A 15,544-nucleotide genomic window follows, 5' to 3' on the forward strand; every position below is an offset into this window, starting at 1 on the left:
ATGGACCCCCGCCTGACCCCGTCAAACGGTCGCGTCGCCGCCGCCCATCTGCAGGGCGAGGTGGAGGCGCAGCATTTTACCGAAGGCACGCCCGCCTCGGTGAACGCCCCGGTTGCCGATCTTCTGCGCATTCCCGGTGGTGCCCGTGATCGGCAACTCGTCTATGGCGCCGCGCTCATCGTCTACGAACGCCATGAAGGCTGGGCCTTCGTGCAGGCGCAGGCGGATGGCTACGTCGGTTTCGTGTCGGAAGAGGCGCTGGGACCGGTGACAACGCCGACCCATCGCGTCGCCACCCGCGCCACCCATGCCTATGCGGAGCCGGACATGAAGACCGAGGATCAGGTGTTCCTCAGTCTCGGCGCGCAGTTGCAGGTCAGCGGCGAAGACGCGCGCTTCGTCAAGACCGAGGCCGGCTTCGTGCCCGCCGGGCACCTGCTGCCGCTGGCGCGGCCCGAGCCCGATCCGGTGGCCGTCTCGGAGCGGTTGCTGGGCACGCCCTACCTCTGGGGCGGTAATTCGGCGCTGGGGATCGATTGCTCGGGGCTGGTACAGGCCGGGCTGCAGGCCTGCGACATTGCCTGCCCCGGCGACAGCGACATGCAGGAAAAGGGGCTGGGCGAGACACTGGCCCCGGGAACCGAGCCCAAGCGCGGCGATCTGCTGTTTTGGAAGGGGCATGTGGCCTGGGTCGCCGATCCCGAGACCTTGCTGCACGCCAACGCCTATCACATGGCCGTCGCCTTCGAGCCGCTGGCCGAGGCGGTGGCCCGTATCGAAGCGCAGGGCGATGGCCCTGTCACCCGCCACGCCCGCCTGACCGGAGCCCTCTCATGACCAGTGATCCCTTTTTCCACCCCGTCTCTGGCATGGAACTGCCGCGTTTCGCCGGCATTCCGACCTTCATGCGCCTGCCGCTGGTGCAGCCCGACCACGCCCGTTTCAAAGAGGTCGAGATCGGTCTCGTCGGCGTGCCTTGGGACAGCGGCACCACCAACCGTCCCGGCCCGCGCCACGGCCCGCGCCAGCTGCGCGACGCCTCGACGATGATCCGCGCCGAGCACGGTCACACCGGCGTGCGCCCGTTCGAGGCCGCTGCCTGCGCCGATCTGGGCGACGTCGGCCCCAACCCCGCCGACATTCAGGACAGCATGGCGCGGATCACGGCGTTCTACGAGCAGGTCGTGGCGGCGGGGATCCGGCCCCTTACCGGCGGCGGCGATCACCTTTGCTCGCTGCCGGTGCTACGCGCGCTCGGCAAGGCAAAGCCCTTGGGCATGGTGCATTTCGACAGCCACACCGATCTTTGGGACAGCTACTTCGGCGGCTTCAAATACACCCATGGCACCCCTTTCCGCCGCGCTGTGGAGGAAGACCTGCTCGATCCCAAGCGGGTGGTGCAGATCGGCATCCGCGGGCCGATGTATGATCACGAGGATCGCGATTTCGCCAAGGCCGTGGGCATCCGCATCATTCCGATCGAAGAGTTCCACGCCCGCGGTGTCGCGGATGTGATGGCCGAGGCGCGCGAGATCGTCGGCACCGCGCCGACTTACGTGAGCTACGACATCGATTTCGTGGACCCGACCTTTGCTCCGGGCACCGGCACGCCCGAGATCGGCGGGCCGAACTCCTATCAGGCGCTGCAGGTGGTGCGCGAGCTTGCAGGGCTGAACATCGCCGGCGCCGACCTCGTCGAGGTCTCGCCGCCCTTCGACAGCACCGGCGGCACCGCTTTCCTCGGCGTGACGATCATGTTCGAGCTGCTTTGCGCCATGGTTGGCGAGACCAGTTGAGCCACAAAGTCCCGCGCGGTCAGTCGTCGACCGCGCGGATGAGCTTGCGCTCCAGAACGCGCAGCACGGTCTTCAGGTCGTGCCCGCGTTTCAGCACCTGCCCGTCCATCGAGATCACCGCATATTCTCCCTGCCGGTTGCGCAGTTTGGGGCGTTTCTCGATGCGGTAGAGCGGGTGCTCGGCGGTGCGCCGGAAGACCGAGAACACCGCCACATCGCGCAGCGAGGATATCCCGTAATCACGCCATTCACCGGCCGCGACCATGCGGCCGTAAAGCGAGAGGATGACGTTCAGCTCGGTCCGGTGGAAGGCAACAACATCGCTGCCGCGTCCCGGAAAAGGTGTCAGGCTGTTCATCCCTCAAAGCTGCGCTTGATGTGGTCACAAATCAAGATCCTCCGTGCACCTCACGGGGTTATGAGCGTTCGCTTGGCGGAAATATCCCCGATGGAGCGGTGCGGCGTGGCTTGGCGGCCAAGCGCCGCGATCAGGTTCCCGACAACATCCGCGACACCGACAGCGCGTAACGGTCCGTCATGCCCGAGACGAAATCGGCGAGCGCGTGCAGCGCCGCCTCCGGCCCGTCGACATCGCGCAGATCGAGCGAGAGCGCCCGGGCAATCTGCGCCGGGTTGCCGCTGAGCGCGCCTGCATCCCAGCCCGCCGCCGCCAGCGCCTCATAGACCGGCAGTACCCCGTCCAGCACGTTGCGGATCACCTGCCGCCCCGAGATCTCCAGCTCGGTCTTGCGCCTTGAGGTGAAGATGCGTTCATGCGCCATGTCCTCGATGCGCCCGAAGGTGGCCGCGCAGTCCGAGGCGCCGATCAGCGAATCCGAAAAGCTGCCCGCCATGATCGCCGGGTAATTGGCGCAGAACGCCGCCACGCAGGCATCGATCGCGCGGCCGATCGCCAGCGAGCGCAGCAGCGCGATATGTTCGGTCCGGGTCAGCCCGGCGGTGTCGCGGTTGGGGCGGCCGGCAAGCTCTTCGAGCAGCTCTCGCACCACGCCATAGGGCAGGTCGCCCGCGGTGTAGGCGTCTTCGAGGTCGACCACGTTGTAACAGATATCATCGGCGGCCTCGACGACGAAGACCAGTGGGTGGCGGCGCCACCAGCGATGCGAGCCATGCTCTTCGGCTGGCAGCCCGCAGCCTCGCGCGACCTCGGCGAAAAGCGCCTCTTCGCTGGCAAACACGCCGAACTTCTTCAGCCCGACATAGCCTTTGCGGGTCTCTTCGGCCAGCGCGGCGCGGGTCGCGGCGGTGGCGGGATACTTCATGAACGCGCCAAGCACCGCCTTTGACAGCCGCATGCCGCCGGCGCCGCGGTACATCTCCAGCCGGGTGACGATGCGAAAGCCCTGTGCGTTGCCCTCGAAGGCGGTGAACTCGCTCCGGAGCGCTGGGTCGAGTGCGCCGCATAGGCCGCGCCCGGCATCGAAGCGCTCGGCGAACCAGTCGCCGATCGATGCCTCGCCCGAGTGGCCGAAGGGCGGATTGCCGATGTCATGCGCGGCGCAGGCGGCCTGCACGACATTGGCGAGGCTGTGATCTTCATGTGGGCCGATCTCGCCCTGTTCGATCAGCCAGTGCCCGATGTGCATCGCCAGCGAGCGCCCGACGCTGCCCACTTCGACCGAATGGATCAGCCTGTGGTGGATGTGGTCGTTTTCATAAAGCGGATGCACCTGCGTTTTGTTGGCGAGCCTGCGGAACGGTGCGGAGAAAACGATCCGGTCGTGATCCTGCACAAAGATCGATCGGTTGCGCCCTTCGGTGTACTTGGGGTCGCTCAGCCGCTCGGCGCAAAGAAGGTCGGTCCACTGCATCGCTCTGTCCCGTTCGTGTGAGGCGCATCTGTTGCCGCCAGACCTAGCCGAGGGCAGGGTCCGGGGAAAGAGCGCCGCCCGCTGCCGCTTCGTCTAGATGGAAATATCCCGGGGGAGGCCGCAAAGCGGCCGGGGGCAGAGCCCCTTTTGCCGCGCATCTGTCGCGGATCCGGATCCAAAAGTTTCCGATCCGCTCCAGCCTGCGCAATCTCTCGCCGAAAACCGACGCAATGGATACATTTCACGTCTTGCCCGAATCCGCGCCCTGGCATAGATGCGGCGGTGGGACACCCTTCCCCAACGAAGGGCGACTATCTGTAAGGTTAGAGACATCATGGCTAGACCCCAACCGTCCGCGCGGCCGGCTAATCCGCGCTTTTCTTCCGGCCCCTGTGCCAAGATCCCCCATTTCTCGCTGGACATGCTGTCCGACGCCCCGCTCGGTCGCTCGCACCGTGCCAAGGTCGGCAAGGACAAGCTGAAGGCTGCCATCGAAGGCACCCGCGAGATCCTCGGAATTCCCGCCGACTACAAGATCGGCATCGTGCCCGCCTCCGACACCGGCGCCATGGAAATGGCGATGTGGTCGCTGCTGGGCGAGCGCAAGGCAGAGATGCTGGCGTGGGAATCCTTCGGCGCTGGCTGGGTCACCGACGTGGTGAAGCAGCTGAAGATCGACGCCGAAGTGAAGACCGCCGATTATGGCCAGATCGTCGATCTCGGCACCGTCGACTTCAACAATGATGTCGTCTTCACCTGGAACGGCACCACCTCCGGTGTGCGCGTGCCGAATGGCGACGCGATCCCCGAAGGCCGCGATGGCCTGACCATCTGCGATGCGACCTCGGCCGCCTTCGCGCAGGACCTGCCGTGGGACAAGCTCGACGTCACCACCTTCTCTTGGCAGAAGGTGATGGGCGGTGAAGCGGCGCATGGCGTTATCGTGCTGAGCCCGCGCGCCGTGGCACGTCTGGAAAGCTACACCCCCGCGTGGCCGCTGCCGAAAATCTTCCGCATGACCAAGGGTGGCAAGCTGATCGACGGCATCTTCGAAGGCGCGACGATCAACACGCCCTCCATGCTGGCGGTCGAGGATTACCTCGTTGCGCTGGACTGGGCGCGCAAGATCGGCGGCCTGAAGGCGCTGCACCAACGCGCCGACACCAACGCCAAGGTGCTGTGGGACTTCTGCGACCGTCACGACTGGATTGCCAACCTCGCCGAGGATGACGCGACCCGCTCGAACACCTCGGTCTGCCTGAAGTTCACCGACGATCGTATCAAGGATGGCGCGGCGTTTGCCAAGGCAGTGGCCAAAAAGCTCGAGAGCTACCATGTCGCCTATGACATCGGCGCCTATCGCGACGCCCCGGCGGGCCTGCGTATCTGGTGCGGTGCCACGGTCGAAAGCGCCGACATCGAGGCGCTGACGCTGTGGCTCGAATGGGCCTTCGAGACCGAGATCGAAGCACAGGCAGAAACGGCCTGATCCGCACGTTTTAAGCAAAATGCGGGACCGCGCCCGGCGGTCCCGTCTTTCCCTGCATCCAGATTTCCCCGAAAGGACCGCTGACATGGCTCCCAAGGTTCTCATCTCCGACAAGCTTTCCGACGCCGCCGTTCAGATCTTCAAGGATCGTGGTATCGAGGTCGACTTCCGCCCCGATCTTGGCAAGGACAAAGAGGCCCTCGCCGAAGTGATCGGCAACTACGACGGTCTCGCGATCCGCTCGGCCACCAAAGTGACGCCGTCGATCCTCGAAAAAGCGACCAACCTGAAGGTCGTCGGCCGTGCCGGCATCGGCACCGACAACGTCGACAAGGAAGCCGCGTCGAAGCACGGCGTGATCGTGATGAACACGCCCTTCGGCAACATGATCACCACCGCCGAGCACGCCATCGCCATGATGTTCGCCGTCGCCCGCCAGCTGCCCGAGGCCTCCGCCTCGACCCATGCTGGCAAGTGGGAGAAGTCGAAGTTCATGGGCGTCGAGCTGACCGGCAAGACCCTCGGCGTGATCGGCGCCGGCAACATCGGCGGCATCGTCTGCGACCGCGCCCGCGGTCTGAAGATGAAGGTTGCGGCCTATGACCCCTTCCTGAGCCAAGAGAAGGCCGACAAGATGGGCGTCGAGAAGGTCGAGCTCGACGAGCTGCTGGCCCGCGCCGATTTCATCACCCTGCACGTGCCGCTGACCGACCAGACCCGCAACATTCTCGGTGCCGAGAACCTCGCGAAGACCAAGAAGGGCGTGCGGATCATCAACTGTGCCCGTGGCGGCCTCGTCGACGAGGAAGCGCTGGCCGAGCTGCTGAAGTCGGGCCATGTGGCCGGTGCCGCCTTTGACGTCTTCGCCGAAGAGCCGGCGAAGGAAAACCCGCTGTTCAACCTGCCCAACGTGGTCTGCACGCCGCACCTCGGCGCCTCGACCACCGAAGCGCAGGAGAACGTGGCGCTGCAGGTGGCCGAGCAGATGGCCGACTATCTGCTGACCGGCGCTGTTTCCAATGCGCTGAACATGCCGTCGGTGACGGCCGAGGAAGCCAAGGTCATGGGCCCGTGGATCAAGCTTGCCGGCCATCTTGGCAACTTCATCGGCCAGATGACCGACGAGGCGATCACCGCGATCAACATCCTCTACGACGGCACGGTTGCCGAGATGAACCTCGAGGCGCTGAATTGCTCGCTGATCGCAGGCATCATGAAGCCGATCTCGCCCGAGGTGAACATGGTTTCCGCGCCGGTGATCGCGCGTGAGCGTGGCATCCAGATCAGCACCACCAACCAAGAGCAGTCGGGTGCTTTCGAAGGCTACATCAAGGTGACCGTGGTGACCGAGAAGCGCGAGCGCTCGATCGCAGGCACCGTGTTCTCGGATGGCAAGCCGCGCTTCATCCAGATCAAAGGCATCAACATCGAGGCCGAGGTGGGCGAGCACATGCTCTACACCACCAACGAAGACGTGCCGGGCATCATCGGCAAGCTGGGCTCGATGCTGGGCGATCACAAGGTCAACCTCGCGAACTTTACGCTTGGCCGGTCGGCGGCGGGCGGCGAGGCCATCGCCATCGCCTACCTCGATGAAGGGATCGCCGATGACGTTGTCACCGCGCTGCGCGACACCGGCCTCTTCCAGCAGGTCAAGCCGCTGGAATTCGACGTCGCCTGACAAAACGGCTCAACGCCGAAGCGACGGTTGGGACAGTGAAGACAAGGGGCGCCTCTCGGGGCGCCCCTTTTGCCGTTCTTCCGGCGCGCGTCTTTTGCCACGTTGCGCGCACATGCGCGCGCCCGCCCTTGTCTCGCCAGTCCCCGAGGTCCAAGTAAACGCTACGGAAAGGACCTCTCATGCAGCCCATCTATGCCATTGGCGATATTCACGGTCAGATCGACCGCCTTCATGACGCGCTGGAGATGATCGCACGCGACGCGCACGCCGACGCGCCGATTGTGTTTCTTGGCGATTACGTGGACCGCGGCCCCGACTCGCGCGCTGTGATCGACCTGCTGATGCAGGGGCAGGCCGAGGGCAAGCCGTGGACCTGCCTAATGGGCAACCACGACCGCTTCTTGCTGCGCTTTTTGGAAAACCCGCGGTACATGGACCCCAATGTCTCGCGCCCGCTGCTCTGGACCGACCCGCCGCTTGGCGGAACGAAGACGCTTGCCTCTTATGGGGTCGACGTTCGCGAGGGGCGTCCGCTTTCGGAGGTTCACGCCGACGCGCTGGAGGCGATCCCGCAGGCACATCGCGACTGGCTCTCCGATCTGCCGCGCGTGCATGAGACCGAAGAGCATATCTTCGTCCACGCGGGGCTGCGGCCCGGAGTGCTGCTGAATTACCAAAAAGAAGACGATCTGGTGTGGATTCGCGCGCCCTTCCTCGACTGGCAGGGCGATTGGGGGCGTCTGGTGGTGCATGGGCACACGGCGCTGGATATGCCAACGCTCTATCCCAATCGTCTCAACATGGATGGCGGAGCGGGCTATGGGCGCCCGCTCTACCCGGCGCTTCTACTGGGCCGCGACGCTTTCCTGCTCGGTCCCGTGGGCCGTGTCCGGCTGTAGCGCACACCACGCCTGATACTGCGACAGGAACACCCGGCCCGACAGGTCTTCGAGGAAATGCGAGCGCTTGAGCCTGTCCATCACCGGGCCTTTCACTTCGGTCAGATGCAGGGTGATGCCTTGTTCGTCGAGCCGGCGGTTGATCTCTTCGAGCGTTTCCAGCGCGCTCATGTCGACCTCGTTGACCGCCGGGAACATCAGCACCACATGGCGCAGGTTCTTGCATTCGGCGACGCGGGCCAGAACGTATTCCTCCAAGAAGCGCGCGTTGACGAAGTAAAGGCTTTCGTCCACCCGCAGGGTGAGCACGCCGGGCAGGGTCTCGACCTCGTGGCGCAGCACGTTGCGGAAGTGATGCGTGCCCGGCACCAGCCCGACCTCGGCCACATGCGGCTTTGACGTCTTGTAGAGGTGCAGCAGGATCGACAGCAGAACGCCCGCCGATACCCCGACCTCGACGCCGACCAGCAGTGTTAACACGATGGTGGCCGAGACGGCGGTGAAGTCGACCTTCGAGTAGACCCATGTCTTCTTCAGGATCGAGAAATCCACGAGGCTGAGCACGGCGACGATGATGGTCGCGGCCAGCGTGGCCTTGGGCAAAAAGAACAGCAGCGGGGTCAGGACCAGCGTGGCAAGGCCGATGCCGACAGCGGTATAGGCGCCCGCTGCCGGCGTCTCGGCGCCCGCATCGAAGTTCACCACCGAGCGCGAGAAGCCGCCGGTGACGGGAAAGCCGCCCGAGAGCGCCGAGCCGATGTTCGATGCGCCAAGGCCGATCAGTTCCTGATCTGGGTCGATGCGCTGGCGGCGCTTGGCCGCGAGAGTCTGGGCGACCGAGACCGACTCCACGAAGCCGATGATCGAGATCAGAATGGCGGGCATCAGCAGGGTTTGCCACATCGCCGGATCGAGAGAGGGCGCCGAGAGCGGCGGCAGGCCCATCGGCACCTCGCCGACGACGCGCACGCCCATTTCGTTGAGCCCGAAGCCCCAGCTTAGCAGCGTGGTCACGGCGACGGCGGCCACCGGGCCCGCTTTGGCGAGGATGTCGGCCATGCGCGGGCCAAGGCCGATGCTGCGCAGCAGGGGCTTCAGCCCCTTGCGGACCCAAAACAGAAAGCCGGTTGCGGCCACGCCGATCACCAGCGTGATGATGTTGGTCTCGCCCAGATGCGACAGCAGCGACCCCACCAATTCGATCAGCGTGTGGCCATGGGCGTCGATCCCGAAGATATGCTTGAGCTGCGAGGCGGCGATCAGCACACCGGAGGCGGTGATGAAGCCGGCGATCACCGGGTGGCTGAGGAAGTTGGCGAGAAACCCGAGGCGCAGCACGCCGATCAGCACGAGGAAGGCGCCGGAAATGAAGGCCAGGGTGACCGCCGCCAAGGCGATCTGCGCCGGGTCGCTCAGGCCAAGCTGTCCGATCGCAGCAGCCGTCATCAGCGACACCACGGCCACTGGGCCCACGGCCAGCGCCCGGCTGGTGCCGAAAATGGCGTAGGCGACCAACGGCAGGATCGAGGCGTAGAGGCCCATCTCGGCTGGCAGGCCCGCAAGCAGCGCATAGGCCAAGGATTGCGGGATCAGCATGATCGTCACGATGACGGCGGCCACAAGGTCGGAGGTTGCCGTGTCGCGGTTGTAGCGGCTGGCCCAGTCGAGGATCGGAAGATAGCGGGTCAGGCGGCGGGGGAACTGCATGAGGCGTGGTCCTGATTGGCGCTCGCCCCGGACGGAGCCGGGGTTTGAATGTCTATATATTCCCAAAAATGAATTTGTGAAGTGGGAAACGCATTTCCCTCTGAATAGTCATGACGCGGAACATTGTCCGCGCCAAACTCCCATTGCGAGGAAAATTTATCAAGATGCCGATACAGCTTCGGGCTTTGCCATCCATTCCTTGCCGCGCAGCATCGCCTTCCAATAGACCGGGGGCAGGATTTGCTCCTTCAGCAGCCATGCGGCGCGCGACGGCTTCGTGCCGTCGATCAGCCATTTCGGGAAGCTCGGCAGCAGCGCGCCACCGTAGCCGAACTCGGCAAGCACGATCTTGCCACGTTCGACCGTCAGCGGGCAGGACCCATAGCCATTGTAGAGCGCCGCGGGGGCCTTGCCATCGATATCCGCCGCGACGTTCTCTGCCACCACGGGGGCCTGCATCCGCGCCGCCGCCGCGGTCTTGGCATTGGGCGCGTTCATCACGTCCCCGAGGCTCCAGACGTTATCATAGACCTTGTGGCGCAGCGTGTTCTGATCCACGTCGACCCAGCCCGCGGCATCGGCCAGCGGCGAGACCTTGATGAAGTCCGGCGCCGTCTGCGGCGGGCAGACGTGCATCATGTCGAACTCCACCGTCACCTCGGTGGCGTCAGTGTCGGGCTTGGAGACCTTGAAGGTGGCCGTGCGCGCCGGGCCGTCCACGGCCACGAGGTTGTGGAAGAAGTTCAGCTTGGCGCGGTACTTCTCGATGTAGTGCTGCAGCGCCGGGACATAGTCCTTCACCCCGAAGAGCACGCCGCCGGCGTTCATGAACTCGATCTGCACGCGCGGCAGAACCCCGGTGCGGAACCAGTGGTCGCCCGACAGGTACAGCGCCTTCTGCGGCGCACCGGCGCATTTGATCGGCATCGGCGGCTGGGTGAACAGCGCCCGCCCGCCCTTGAACCCGCGCACGAGATCCCATGTGTAGGGGGCCAGATCATAGCGGTAGTTCGAGGTGACGCCGTTCTTGCCCAGCGTGTCGACCAGCCCCTCGACCTTGTGCCAGTCAAGCTTCAGCCCCGGGCAGACGATCAGCCGCGCGTATTTCACCACGCGGCAGCCATCGAGCACGACGGCATTACTCTCCGGCTCGAAGGCGGCGACGGCAGCCTTGATCCAATGGACCCCCTGCGGAACGAGGCTGCCCATGGTGCGCGCGGTGGTCTGCGGCTCGAAAATGCCGCCGCCGACCATGGTCCAGCCGGGCTGGTAATAGTGGACGTCCGCCGGGTCGAGCACGGCGATCTCAAGCTCGGGCTTGCGCGCTTTGAGGCTGGCGGACACAGCGATACCGGCGGCCCCGCCGCCCACCACCACCACGTCGAACTTGGCATCGCCGGTGTCTGTCGGGGTCTTGCCGCCGTTGACGATGCGACGCACCACCCCGGCCATGTCATAACCAGCCGCCTTGGTGGCGGCGAGGATGTCCGCGGGGGGAAGGGCCTTGGACTGGCTCAGAGACCAAAGCGTGGCAGAGCGCGTGCCGCTGCGGCAGTAGGCCAGAACCGGGCCGGGCAGGTCGCGCAGCGCCTTGCCAAAGGCGTCGGCATCGGCGTCCTGCACTTTCCCCGAGACGACGGGAATATACCGGGCCTCAAGGCCTGCGGCGCGGGCCGCGCTTTCGATCTCTTCGAAGTTCGGCTGATCGGCGCCTTCGCCATCGGGGCGGTTGCAGATGATGGCGCGATAGCCCGCTTGGGCGATCTGCGGCACGTCGGCTGCGGTGATCTGGGGCGAGGCGGCGATGTCGTCGGTGATCTTGCGGATGTCCAAGTCGTATCCTCCCAACTCGATTCGAGAGAATACTACACATTCTGAAATAAGAATGCATTGAGTTCGACCGCGCCAGAGCGACCACATTGTCGCAGGGGCAGGGCGGCGCGGAGGTCGCCTCAGCGGCGGAACCCTTGCCTTACATAAGAAAAACGCCGCCCCGAGGGACGGCGTTTTCCGAAATCCGGAAGGGGAGGGATCAGAAGCCCAGACCTTCGTATTTCTTTTTGAACTTCGACACGCGGCCGCCCGCGTCGAGCAGGCGCGAGGAGCCACCGGTCCAAGCCGGGTGCACGGTCGGGTCGATGTCGAGAGTCATCTGGTCGCCTTCCTTGCCCCAGGTCGAGCGGGTCTGGTAGACGGTGCCGTCGGTCATCTTGACGTCGATGACGTGATAGTCGGGGTGGATGCCCTTTTTCATGACGTCTCTCCTTATGCGCCGGCGAGCGGCTTGTAGTTGGTCTGCTCTGCGATACGGGCGGATTTGCCGCGACGCGAACGCAGGTAGTAAAGCTTGGCGCGACGGACTTTACCGCGGCGCACCACCTCGATCGAATCGATGTTGGTGGCATAAAGCGGGAAGACGCGCTCGACGCCTTCGCCGAAGGAAATCTTGCGAACGGTGAACGAGCCAGCGATGCCCTTGCCGTTCTTACGGCTGATGCAGACGCCTTCGTAGTTCTGCACACGGGTACGCGTGCCTTCGGTCACCTTGTAGCCGACGCGAACGGTGTCGCCGGGCTTGAAGTCGGGGATGGTTTTCCCCAGGGCGGCAATTTGCTCCGCCTCGAGCTGTGCGATCAGATCCATCTGACGCTCTCCTATCTGCTCACGGTTTTTCCCGTGAAGGTGTCGCGTTCCCAGAGCTCCGTGCCTTCGACCGGGTCCGCCGCAGCGCCCGCAGGAGATGGATAACATCTTTGGCCTTTTTCCGGCCGCTGGCTGCGCGAGGTCGCCAAGGCCGCGTCCGGTCCGCCGGGTTCGCGCCGAAGAAACGCGACAAGCGGGAACGAACGAATCCACGAGCGCCCGGCAGGGCGTCGCGGATTGGCGCCGTATAGGCGGGCGCGGCGTTTCGATCAAGGGAAATGTTGCGGCCGGGCCGAGGGGACGGCCAAGTCGAGGGGCTCTGCCCCTCGTGCTCCCCGGCGTATTTTTGAAGAGAAGAAGCGGCGGCCGTGGGTGCTTTGGTCAGCGCTTGCCTTTTGGCGCGTCGCGGTGCTGCGCTTCATGCGCCGCCCAGAGGTCGGGACGGCGGGCGCGGGTGATCTCTTCGGATTGCTGCCGCCGCCATGCCTCGATCGCGGCGTGATTGCCCGACAGCAGCACGTCGGGGATGCGATGGCCTTCCCATTCGGCGGGACGGGTGTACTGGGGATGTTCCAGAAGGCCGCTGGAAAAGCTCTCTTCCTCGGTCGACGCGGCGTTGCCCAGCACGCCGGGGATCAGCCGGATGGTGGCATCGAGCATCATCTGCGCCGCCAGTTCGCCGCCGGTGAGGATGAAGTCGCCGAGCGAGACCTCGATGATCCGGTAGTGATCGATCACCCGCTGGTCGAGCCCTTCGAACCGGCCGCAGATCATCGTCACGCCGGGCGCCTGCGCGAGATGCTGGGCCATCTGCTGGTCGAAGCGGCGACCGCGCGGGCTGAGGTAGATCAGCGGGGCGCGCTGGTCGATGCGGGCGCGGGCGTGATCGATGGCGCGGCCCATGACATCGGCGCGCATCACCATGCCGGCGCCGCCGCCCGCAGGCGTGTCATCGACGTTGCGATGTTTGCCCTCGCCAAATTCGCGCAGGTGGATGGTGCTAAGCTGCCACAAGCCGTCCTGCAGCGCGCGGCCGGTCAGCGAATGGCCAAGCACGCCGGGGAATGCCTCGGGGAAGAGGGTGATCACCTGCGCCTGAAAGGCGCGGGAGAGCTCCGGGGCCTCGGTCATCAGCTCGCGCGGGGCGAGGCTGGGACGAATGGTCTTGCGGCCCGCGGCGCGCTGGGGGGTGTCGGTCATGGCTGGCTGTCCTTTGCGCCCCGTCTAGCCGCGGCGGGCGTAAGGCTCAAGCCGAGAGCTGCGGGCCGCGCTGGGATCGGATGAGCGCGAGGCGGGGCCGCGCGGCGCGGCGCACATCGGCGGGGGACGGCATCTGGTCGCGCAGCGCGAGGATGCGGTGCGGCCTGTGGAAGCACTGTGCCAAGGCGCCGGCGCGTTCCGGGGACGCGCGCAGCAGGGTCGCGAGAAGCCAGAGCTCGGTCATGGCAGGGCGGTCAAGGGCTTCCAGCGCCGTGCCACCTCCGCTTCTGGCAAGGCAGCGTTCGAGCACCCGGCGGACGGCATGTTCGGCGGTCTCCTGTGTCCCTGCGCGGGGCGCGGGGCTGGACAGCAGCGCCGCCAGTTCGGCGCGCATCCGCAATGCCGGGGGCAGCGGCAGGGGCGGGCGGGAGAGTGCGCGGCGGGTCAGCAGCAAGGGCGGCGGCGCGGCGAGGCGCGCCCGGGTGCGGCGCAGCGCGAGACCGGCAAGCAAAAACAGCAGCCACAGCGCCGCCAGAAGATGCGGCCCGCCGGTGGCGGGGTCCGCAGCGCCGATCAGCGCCACGGGCGCGAGAGCGAGACCGACGAGGCCGGCGGCGATGGCAGGGTGGTCGATGAGGGCGTGAAGGCCGTGGCGCAGCAGCGCCCTTGGGCGGGACAGGAAAAAGAACAAATCAAACCTCGGTACAAATACACTGAACCTGCGCCGCCCATCTTGGCCGACTATCGGTCATGGCGCCAGTGTTTCGGAAAACCGTTTCCATATCGGATACGGCTACGCGGCTTGGATCGGATTGATGATGTCTGGCCGGAGGGGAGTGCCCGCTCAGTCCAACAGACCCTCTGGCGGGTCGGCAATGATCCGGCCGGAGGCGAGATCGACAGTCGGCACGACCTCACGGGTGAAGGGCAGCAGCACCGTCGAGCTGGCCCCGGGGATCTGCAGCTCCAGCAGGTCCGAAGCGCCGTGATTGAGCACCGCCTTGACCGTGCCGATCTGCACGCCGCCGGTGTCGAGCACCGTCAGACCGATCAGATCGGCATGGTAGAACTCGTCATCGGGCAGATCGGGCAGACGGTCGCGCGGCGCATAAAGCTGCACGCCCTTCAGCGCGTCGGCCTCTTCCTTGGTGCGCACATCCGAAAGCCGGGCGGCAAAGCCGCCCTTGAGCGGGCGGGTGATCTGCAGATCGAAGCTGCGGCTGCCGTCTTCGGTGGTGAGCGGGGCGTAATCGGCAATGGCTTCGGGATCGGCGGTGAAGCTCTTCAACCGAACCTCGCCGGTAACGCCGAAGGCACCGCCAAGGGCGCCGACACAGATCATCTCGTCCAAATCGATGCGCCTCCCGTCTGCGCCATGCCGTGGATTGCTGAGCGCGGCATAGCCCGCCACCTCCGGCTTGGCAATCTTCCTGCTCAGAACCGCAGGTTGAACACCCGGGTGACCCCGACCCGCACGCGGAACTGATCGTTGGAGCCTTCGTCGACAATCGGGCTGTCGGCGGCGTCGCCCTGAAGGTTGTCCCAGTTGATCGCGCCTTCGACGCCCCAGAGATCGTTGATCTGGTAGCGCGCGCCAAGCTGCAGCCCGGCGCTGACAAGGCCGCCATCGGGATCATAAACGGGAAGCTCGGCGGTGGCCTCGTCGGGGTCGATGCCGGAATAAGTGTCGAGAAACTCGTCGTCGGCCCAGATGAAGCGCGGGCCGAGCGTCAGCTTCCAGCGGTCGGTGGGGCGCGCCACGTAGTCGATGCCGATCGAACCGACATAGCCTTCGTGCCCGCCAAAGCCGCGGCGGACGTCGGCGAAGGCCTCGAATTGTTCTGCGGTGTAGCCCACGCCAAGGCCGACCTCATAGGTCGGGTCGATGTCGTCGAGGCTGGACAGCGACGAGTCGGCACTGGAATCGCGCTTGCCGAGGTAGCGGAACGAGCCGTGCACGTCCCAGCCGTAGCCATCGGTCCAAGGGTCGTCATCGCCGATCTCGGGCACACCGCGCAGTCGCAGATGCTTGAAGCTGAAGCCGATGTCGGGACCGGCTTCGTATTCGTCCGAGCCAAGGAACTTCGGCGCCGCCGAAACCCCGCCGCGCAGGGTGAAGGAGAACACGTTGCCGCTCGACTGGGTCGAGGTGACCGGCTGCGCCGGTGCCGCCTCGGCGGTTTGCGTGACGCCGAACTCCTGCGCCAATGCCGGACCGGCAAACAGCGCGCTGGCCGCGGCGGCCAAGGTCATCGGGGCGAGGGCTCGAAGCATCGGCATGCAAGATCTCCGGGTGT

General features: G+C 65.6%; 15 protein-coding genes. 5 read left to right on the forward strand and 10 right to left on the reverse strand.

From position 1 onward, the window contains the following. Together ACXAJT_RS15940 and speB are read left to right on the forward strand one after the other, a co-directional pair. Positions 1 to 837: a C40 family peptidase gene (locus ACXAJT_RS15940; protein ID WP_475236811.1), complete on the forward strand. Its 837-nt coding sequence runs from the start codon at positions 1 to 3 to the stop codon at positions 835 to 837. Further along, complete coding sequence (speB, locus tag ACXAJT_RS15945) at positions 834 to 1,796, forward strand: agmatinase (protein WP_475236812.1); 963 nt, start codon at positions 834 to 836, stop codon at positions 1,794 to 1,796. The genes ACXAJT_RS15940 and speB overlap by 4 nt, the downstream gene beginning before the upstream one ends. A gap of 19 nt (positions 1,797 to 1,815) precedes the next feature. Here the strand turns inward: speB and ACXAJT_RS15950 are convergent, their stop codons facing one another. Together ACXAJT_RS15950 and dgt are read right to left on the reverse strand one after the other, a co-directional pair. Next, a complete protein-coding gene (locus tag ACXAJT_RS15950; RefSeq protein WP_475236813.1) occupies positions 1,816 to 2,154 on the reverse strand; it encodes a DUF2794 domain-containing protein in 339 nt (112 codons plus the stop codon). 130 nt (positions 2,155 to 2,284) lie between these two features. Next, on the reverse strand, positions 2,285 to 3,628 hold the full coding sequence (gene dgt / locus ACXAJT_RS15955; RefSeq protein WP_475236814.1) for a dGTP triphosphohydrolase: 1,344 nt from the start codon (positions 3,626 to 3,628) through the stop codon (positions 2,285 to 2,287). Between the two features lie 334 nt (positions 3,629 to 3,962). Here dgt and ACXAJT_RS15960 point away from each other — a divergent pair, with 334 nt between their 5' ends. The 3 genes from ACXAJT_RS15960 (at position 3,963) to ACXAJT_RS15970 (ending at position 7,697) form a co-directional block, all read left to right on the forward strand. Continuing rightward, entirely contained in the window at positions 3,963 to 5,117 is a 1,155-nt protein-coding gene (locus ACXAJT_RS15960; RefSeq protein ID WP_475236815.1) for a phosphoserine transaminase, read from the forward strand. A gap of 85 nt (positions 5,118 to 5,202) precedes the next feature. Next, complete coding sequence (serA, locus tag ACXAJT_RS15965; protein WP_475236817.1) at positions 5,203 to 6,798, forward strand: phosphoglycerate dehydrogenase; 1,596 nt, start codon at positions 5,203 to 5,205, stop codon at positions 6,796 to 6,798. Between the two features lie 179 nt (positions 6,799 to 6,977). Continuing rightward, the gene (locus ACXAJT_RS15970; protein WP_475236820.1) at positions 6,978 to 7,697 is read left to right on the forward strand and encodes a metallophosphoesterase; all 720 of its coding nucleotides are present in this window, start codon (positions 6,978 to 6,980) and stop codon (positions 7,695 to 7,697) included. Here the strand turns inward: ACXAJT_RS15970 and ACXAJT_RS15975 are convergent. The 8 genes from ACXAJT_RS15975 to ACXAJT_RS16010 form a co-directional block, all read right to left on the reverse strand. Further along, positions 7,644 to 9,404 (reverse strand): SulP family inorganic anion transporter, encoded by a 1,761-nt coding sequence (locus ACXAJT_RS15975; RefSeq protein ID WP_475236822.1) that lies wholly within the window; start codon positions 9,402 to 9,404, stop codon positions 7,644 to 7,646. The two genes, ACXAJT_RS15970 and ACXAJT_RS15975, sit on opposite strands and share 54 nt — an antisense overlap. A gap of 159 nt (positions 9,405 to 9,563) precedes the next feature. Beyond that, complete coding sequence (locus tag ACXAJT_RS15980; RefSeq protein ID WP_475236825.1) at positions 9,564 to 11,237, reverse strand: bifunctional protein tyrosine phosphatase family protein/NAD(P)/FAD-dependent oxidoreductase; 1,674 nt, start codon at positions 11,235 to 11,237, stop codon at positions 9,564 to 9,566. Positions 11,238 to 11,436: 199 nt separating this feature from the next. Then, positions 11,437 to 11,658 carry a 50S ribosomal protein L31 gene (rpmE, locus tag ACXAJT_RS15985; RefSeq protein ID WP_475236827.1) on the reverse strand — a complete coding sequence of 74 codons (222 nt, stop codon included), beginning with the start codon at positions 11,656 to 11,658 and terminating at the stop codon, positions 11,437 to 11,439. A gap of 11 nt (positions 11,659 to 11,669) precedes the next feature. After that, entirely contained in the window at positions 11,670 to 12,047 is a 378-nt protein-coding gene (gene rplS / locus ACXAJT_RS15990; protein ID WP_475236828.1) for a 50S ribosomal protein L19, read from the reverse strand. Positions 12,048 to 12,428: 381 nt separating this feature from the next. Further along, on the reverse strand, positions 12,429 to 13,247 hold the full coding sequence (gene trmD / locus ACXAJT_RS15995; protein ID WP_475236829.1) for a tRNA (guanosine(37)-N1)-methyltransferase TrmD: 819 nt from the start codon (positions 13,245 to 13,247) through the stop codon (positions 12,429 to 12,431). Between the two features lie 46 nt (positions 13,248 to 13,293). Next, the gene (locus tag ACXAJT_RS16000; RefSeq protein WP_475236831.1) at positions 13,294 to 13,938 is read right to left on the reverse strand and encodes a hypothetical protein; all 645 of its coding nucleotides are present in this window, start codon (positions 13,936 to 13,938) and stop codon (positions 13,294 to 13,296) included. 153 nt (positions 13,939 to 14,091) lie between these two features. Continuing rightward, positions 14,092 to 14,589, reverse strand: a complete 498-nt coding sequence (rimM, locus tag ACXAJT_RS16005; protein WP_475236952.1) for a ribosome maturation factor RimM — start codon at positions 14,587 to 14,589, stop codon at positions 14,092 to 14,094. 92 nt (positions 14,590 to 14,681) lie between these two features. Then, on the reverse strand, positions 14,682 to 15,527 hold the full coding sequence (locus ACXAJT_RS16010) for a MipA/OmpV family protein (protein ID WP_475236834.1): 846 nt from the start codon (positions 15,525 to 15,527) through the stop codon (positions 14,682 to 14,684). Between the last annotated feature and the right edge of the window lie 17 nt (positions 15,528 to 15,544).

The organism is Salipiger sp. ABF4_146 (assembly GCF_056161345.1).

Bases quoted from the DNA above. Each gene is read 5' to 3' on its own strand.
- dgt (WP_475236814.1), bottom strand. From the start codon at position 3,628: ATGCAGTGGACCGACCTTCTTTGCGCCGAGCGGCTGAGCGACCCCAAG.
- rplS (WP_475236828.1), bottom strand. From the start codon at position 12,047: ATGGATCTGATCGCACAGCTCGAGGCGGAGCAAATTGCCGCCCTGGGG.
- serA (WP_475236817.1), top strand. From the start codon at position 5,203: ATGGCTCCCAAGGTTCTCATCTCCGACAAGCTTTCCGACGCCGCCGTT.
- ACXAJT_RS15950 (WP_475236813.1), bottom strand. From the start codon at position 2,154: ATGAACAGCCTGACACCTTTTCCGGGACGCGGCAGCGATGTTGTTGCC.
- speB (WP_475236812.1), top strand. From the start codon at position 834: ATGACCAGTGATCCCTTTTTCCACCCCGTCTCTGGCATGGAACTGCCG.
- ACXAJT_RS15970 (WP_475236820.1), top strand. From the start codon at position 6,978: ATGCAGCCCATCTATGCCATTGGCGATATTCACGGTCAGATCGACCGC.
- ACXAJT_RS16010 (WP_475236834.1), bottom strand. From the start codon at position 15,527: ATGCCGATGCTTCGAGCCCTCGCCCCGATGACCTTGGCCGCCGCGGCC.
- ACXAJT_RS15975 (WP_475236822.1), bottom strand. From the start codon at position 9,404: ATGCAGTTCCCCCGCCGCCTGACCCGCTATCTTCCGATCCTCGACTGG.
- trmD (WP_475236829.1), bottom strand. From the start codon at position 13,247: ATGACCGACACCCCCCAGCGCGCCGCGGGCCGCAAGACCATTCGTCCC.
- ACXAJT_RS15960 (WP_475236815.1), top strand. From the start codon at position 3,963: ATGGCTAGACCCCAACCGTCCGCGCGGCCGGCTAATCCGCGCTTTTCT.
- rpmE (WP_475236827.1), bottom strand. From the start codon at position 11,658: ATGAAAAAGGGCATCCACCCCGACTATCACGTCATCGACGTCAAGATG.
- ACXAJT_RS15940 (WP_475236811.1), top strand. From the start codon at position 1: ATGGACCCCCGCCTGACCCCGTCAAACGGTCGCGTCGCCGCCGCCCAT.
- rimM (WP_475236952.1), bottom strand. From the start codon at position 14,589: ATGATCTGTGTCGGCGCCCTTGGCGGTGCCTTCGGCGTTACCGGCGAG.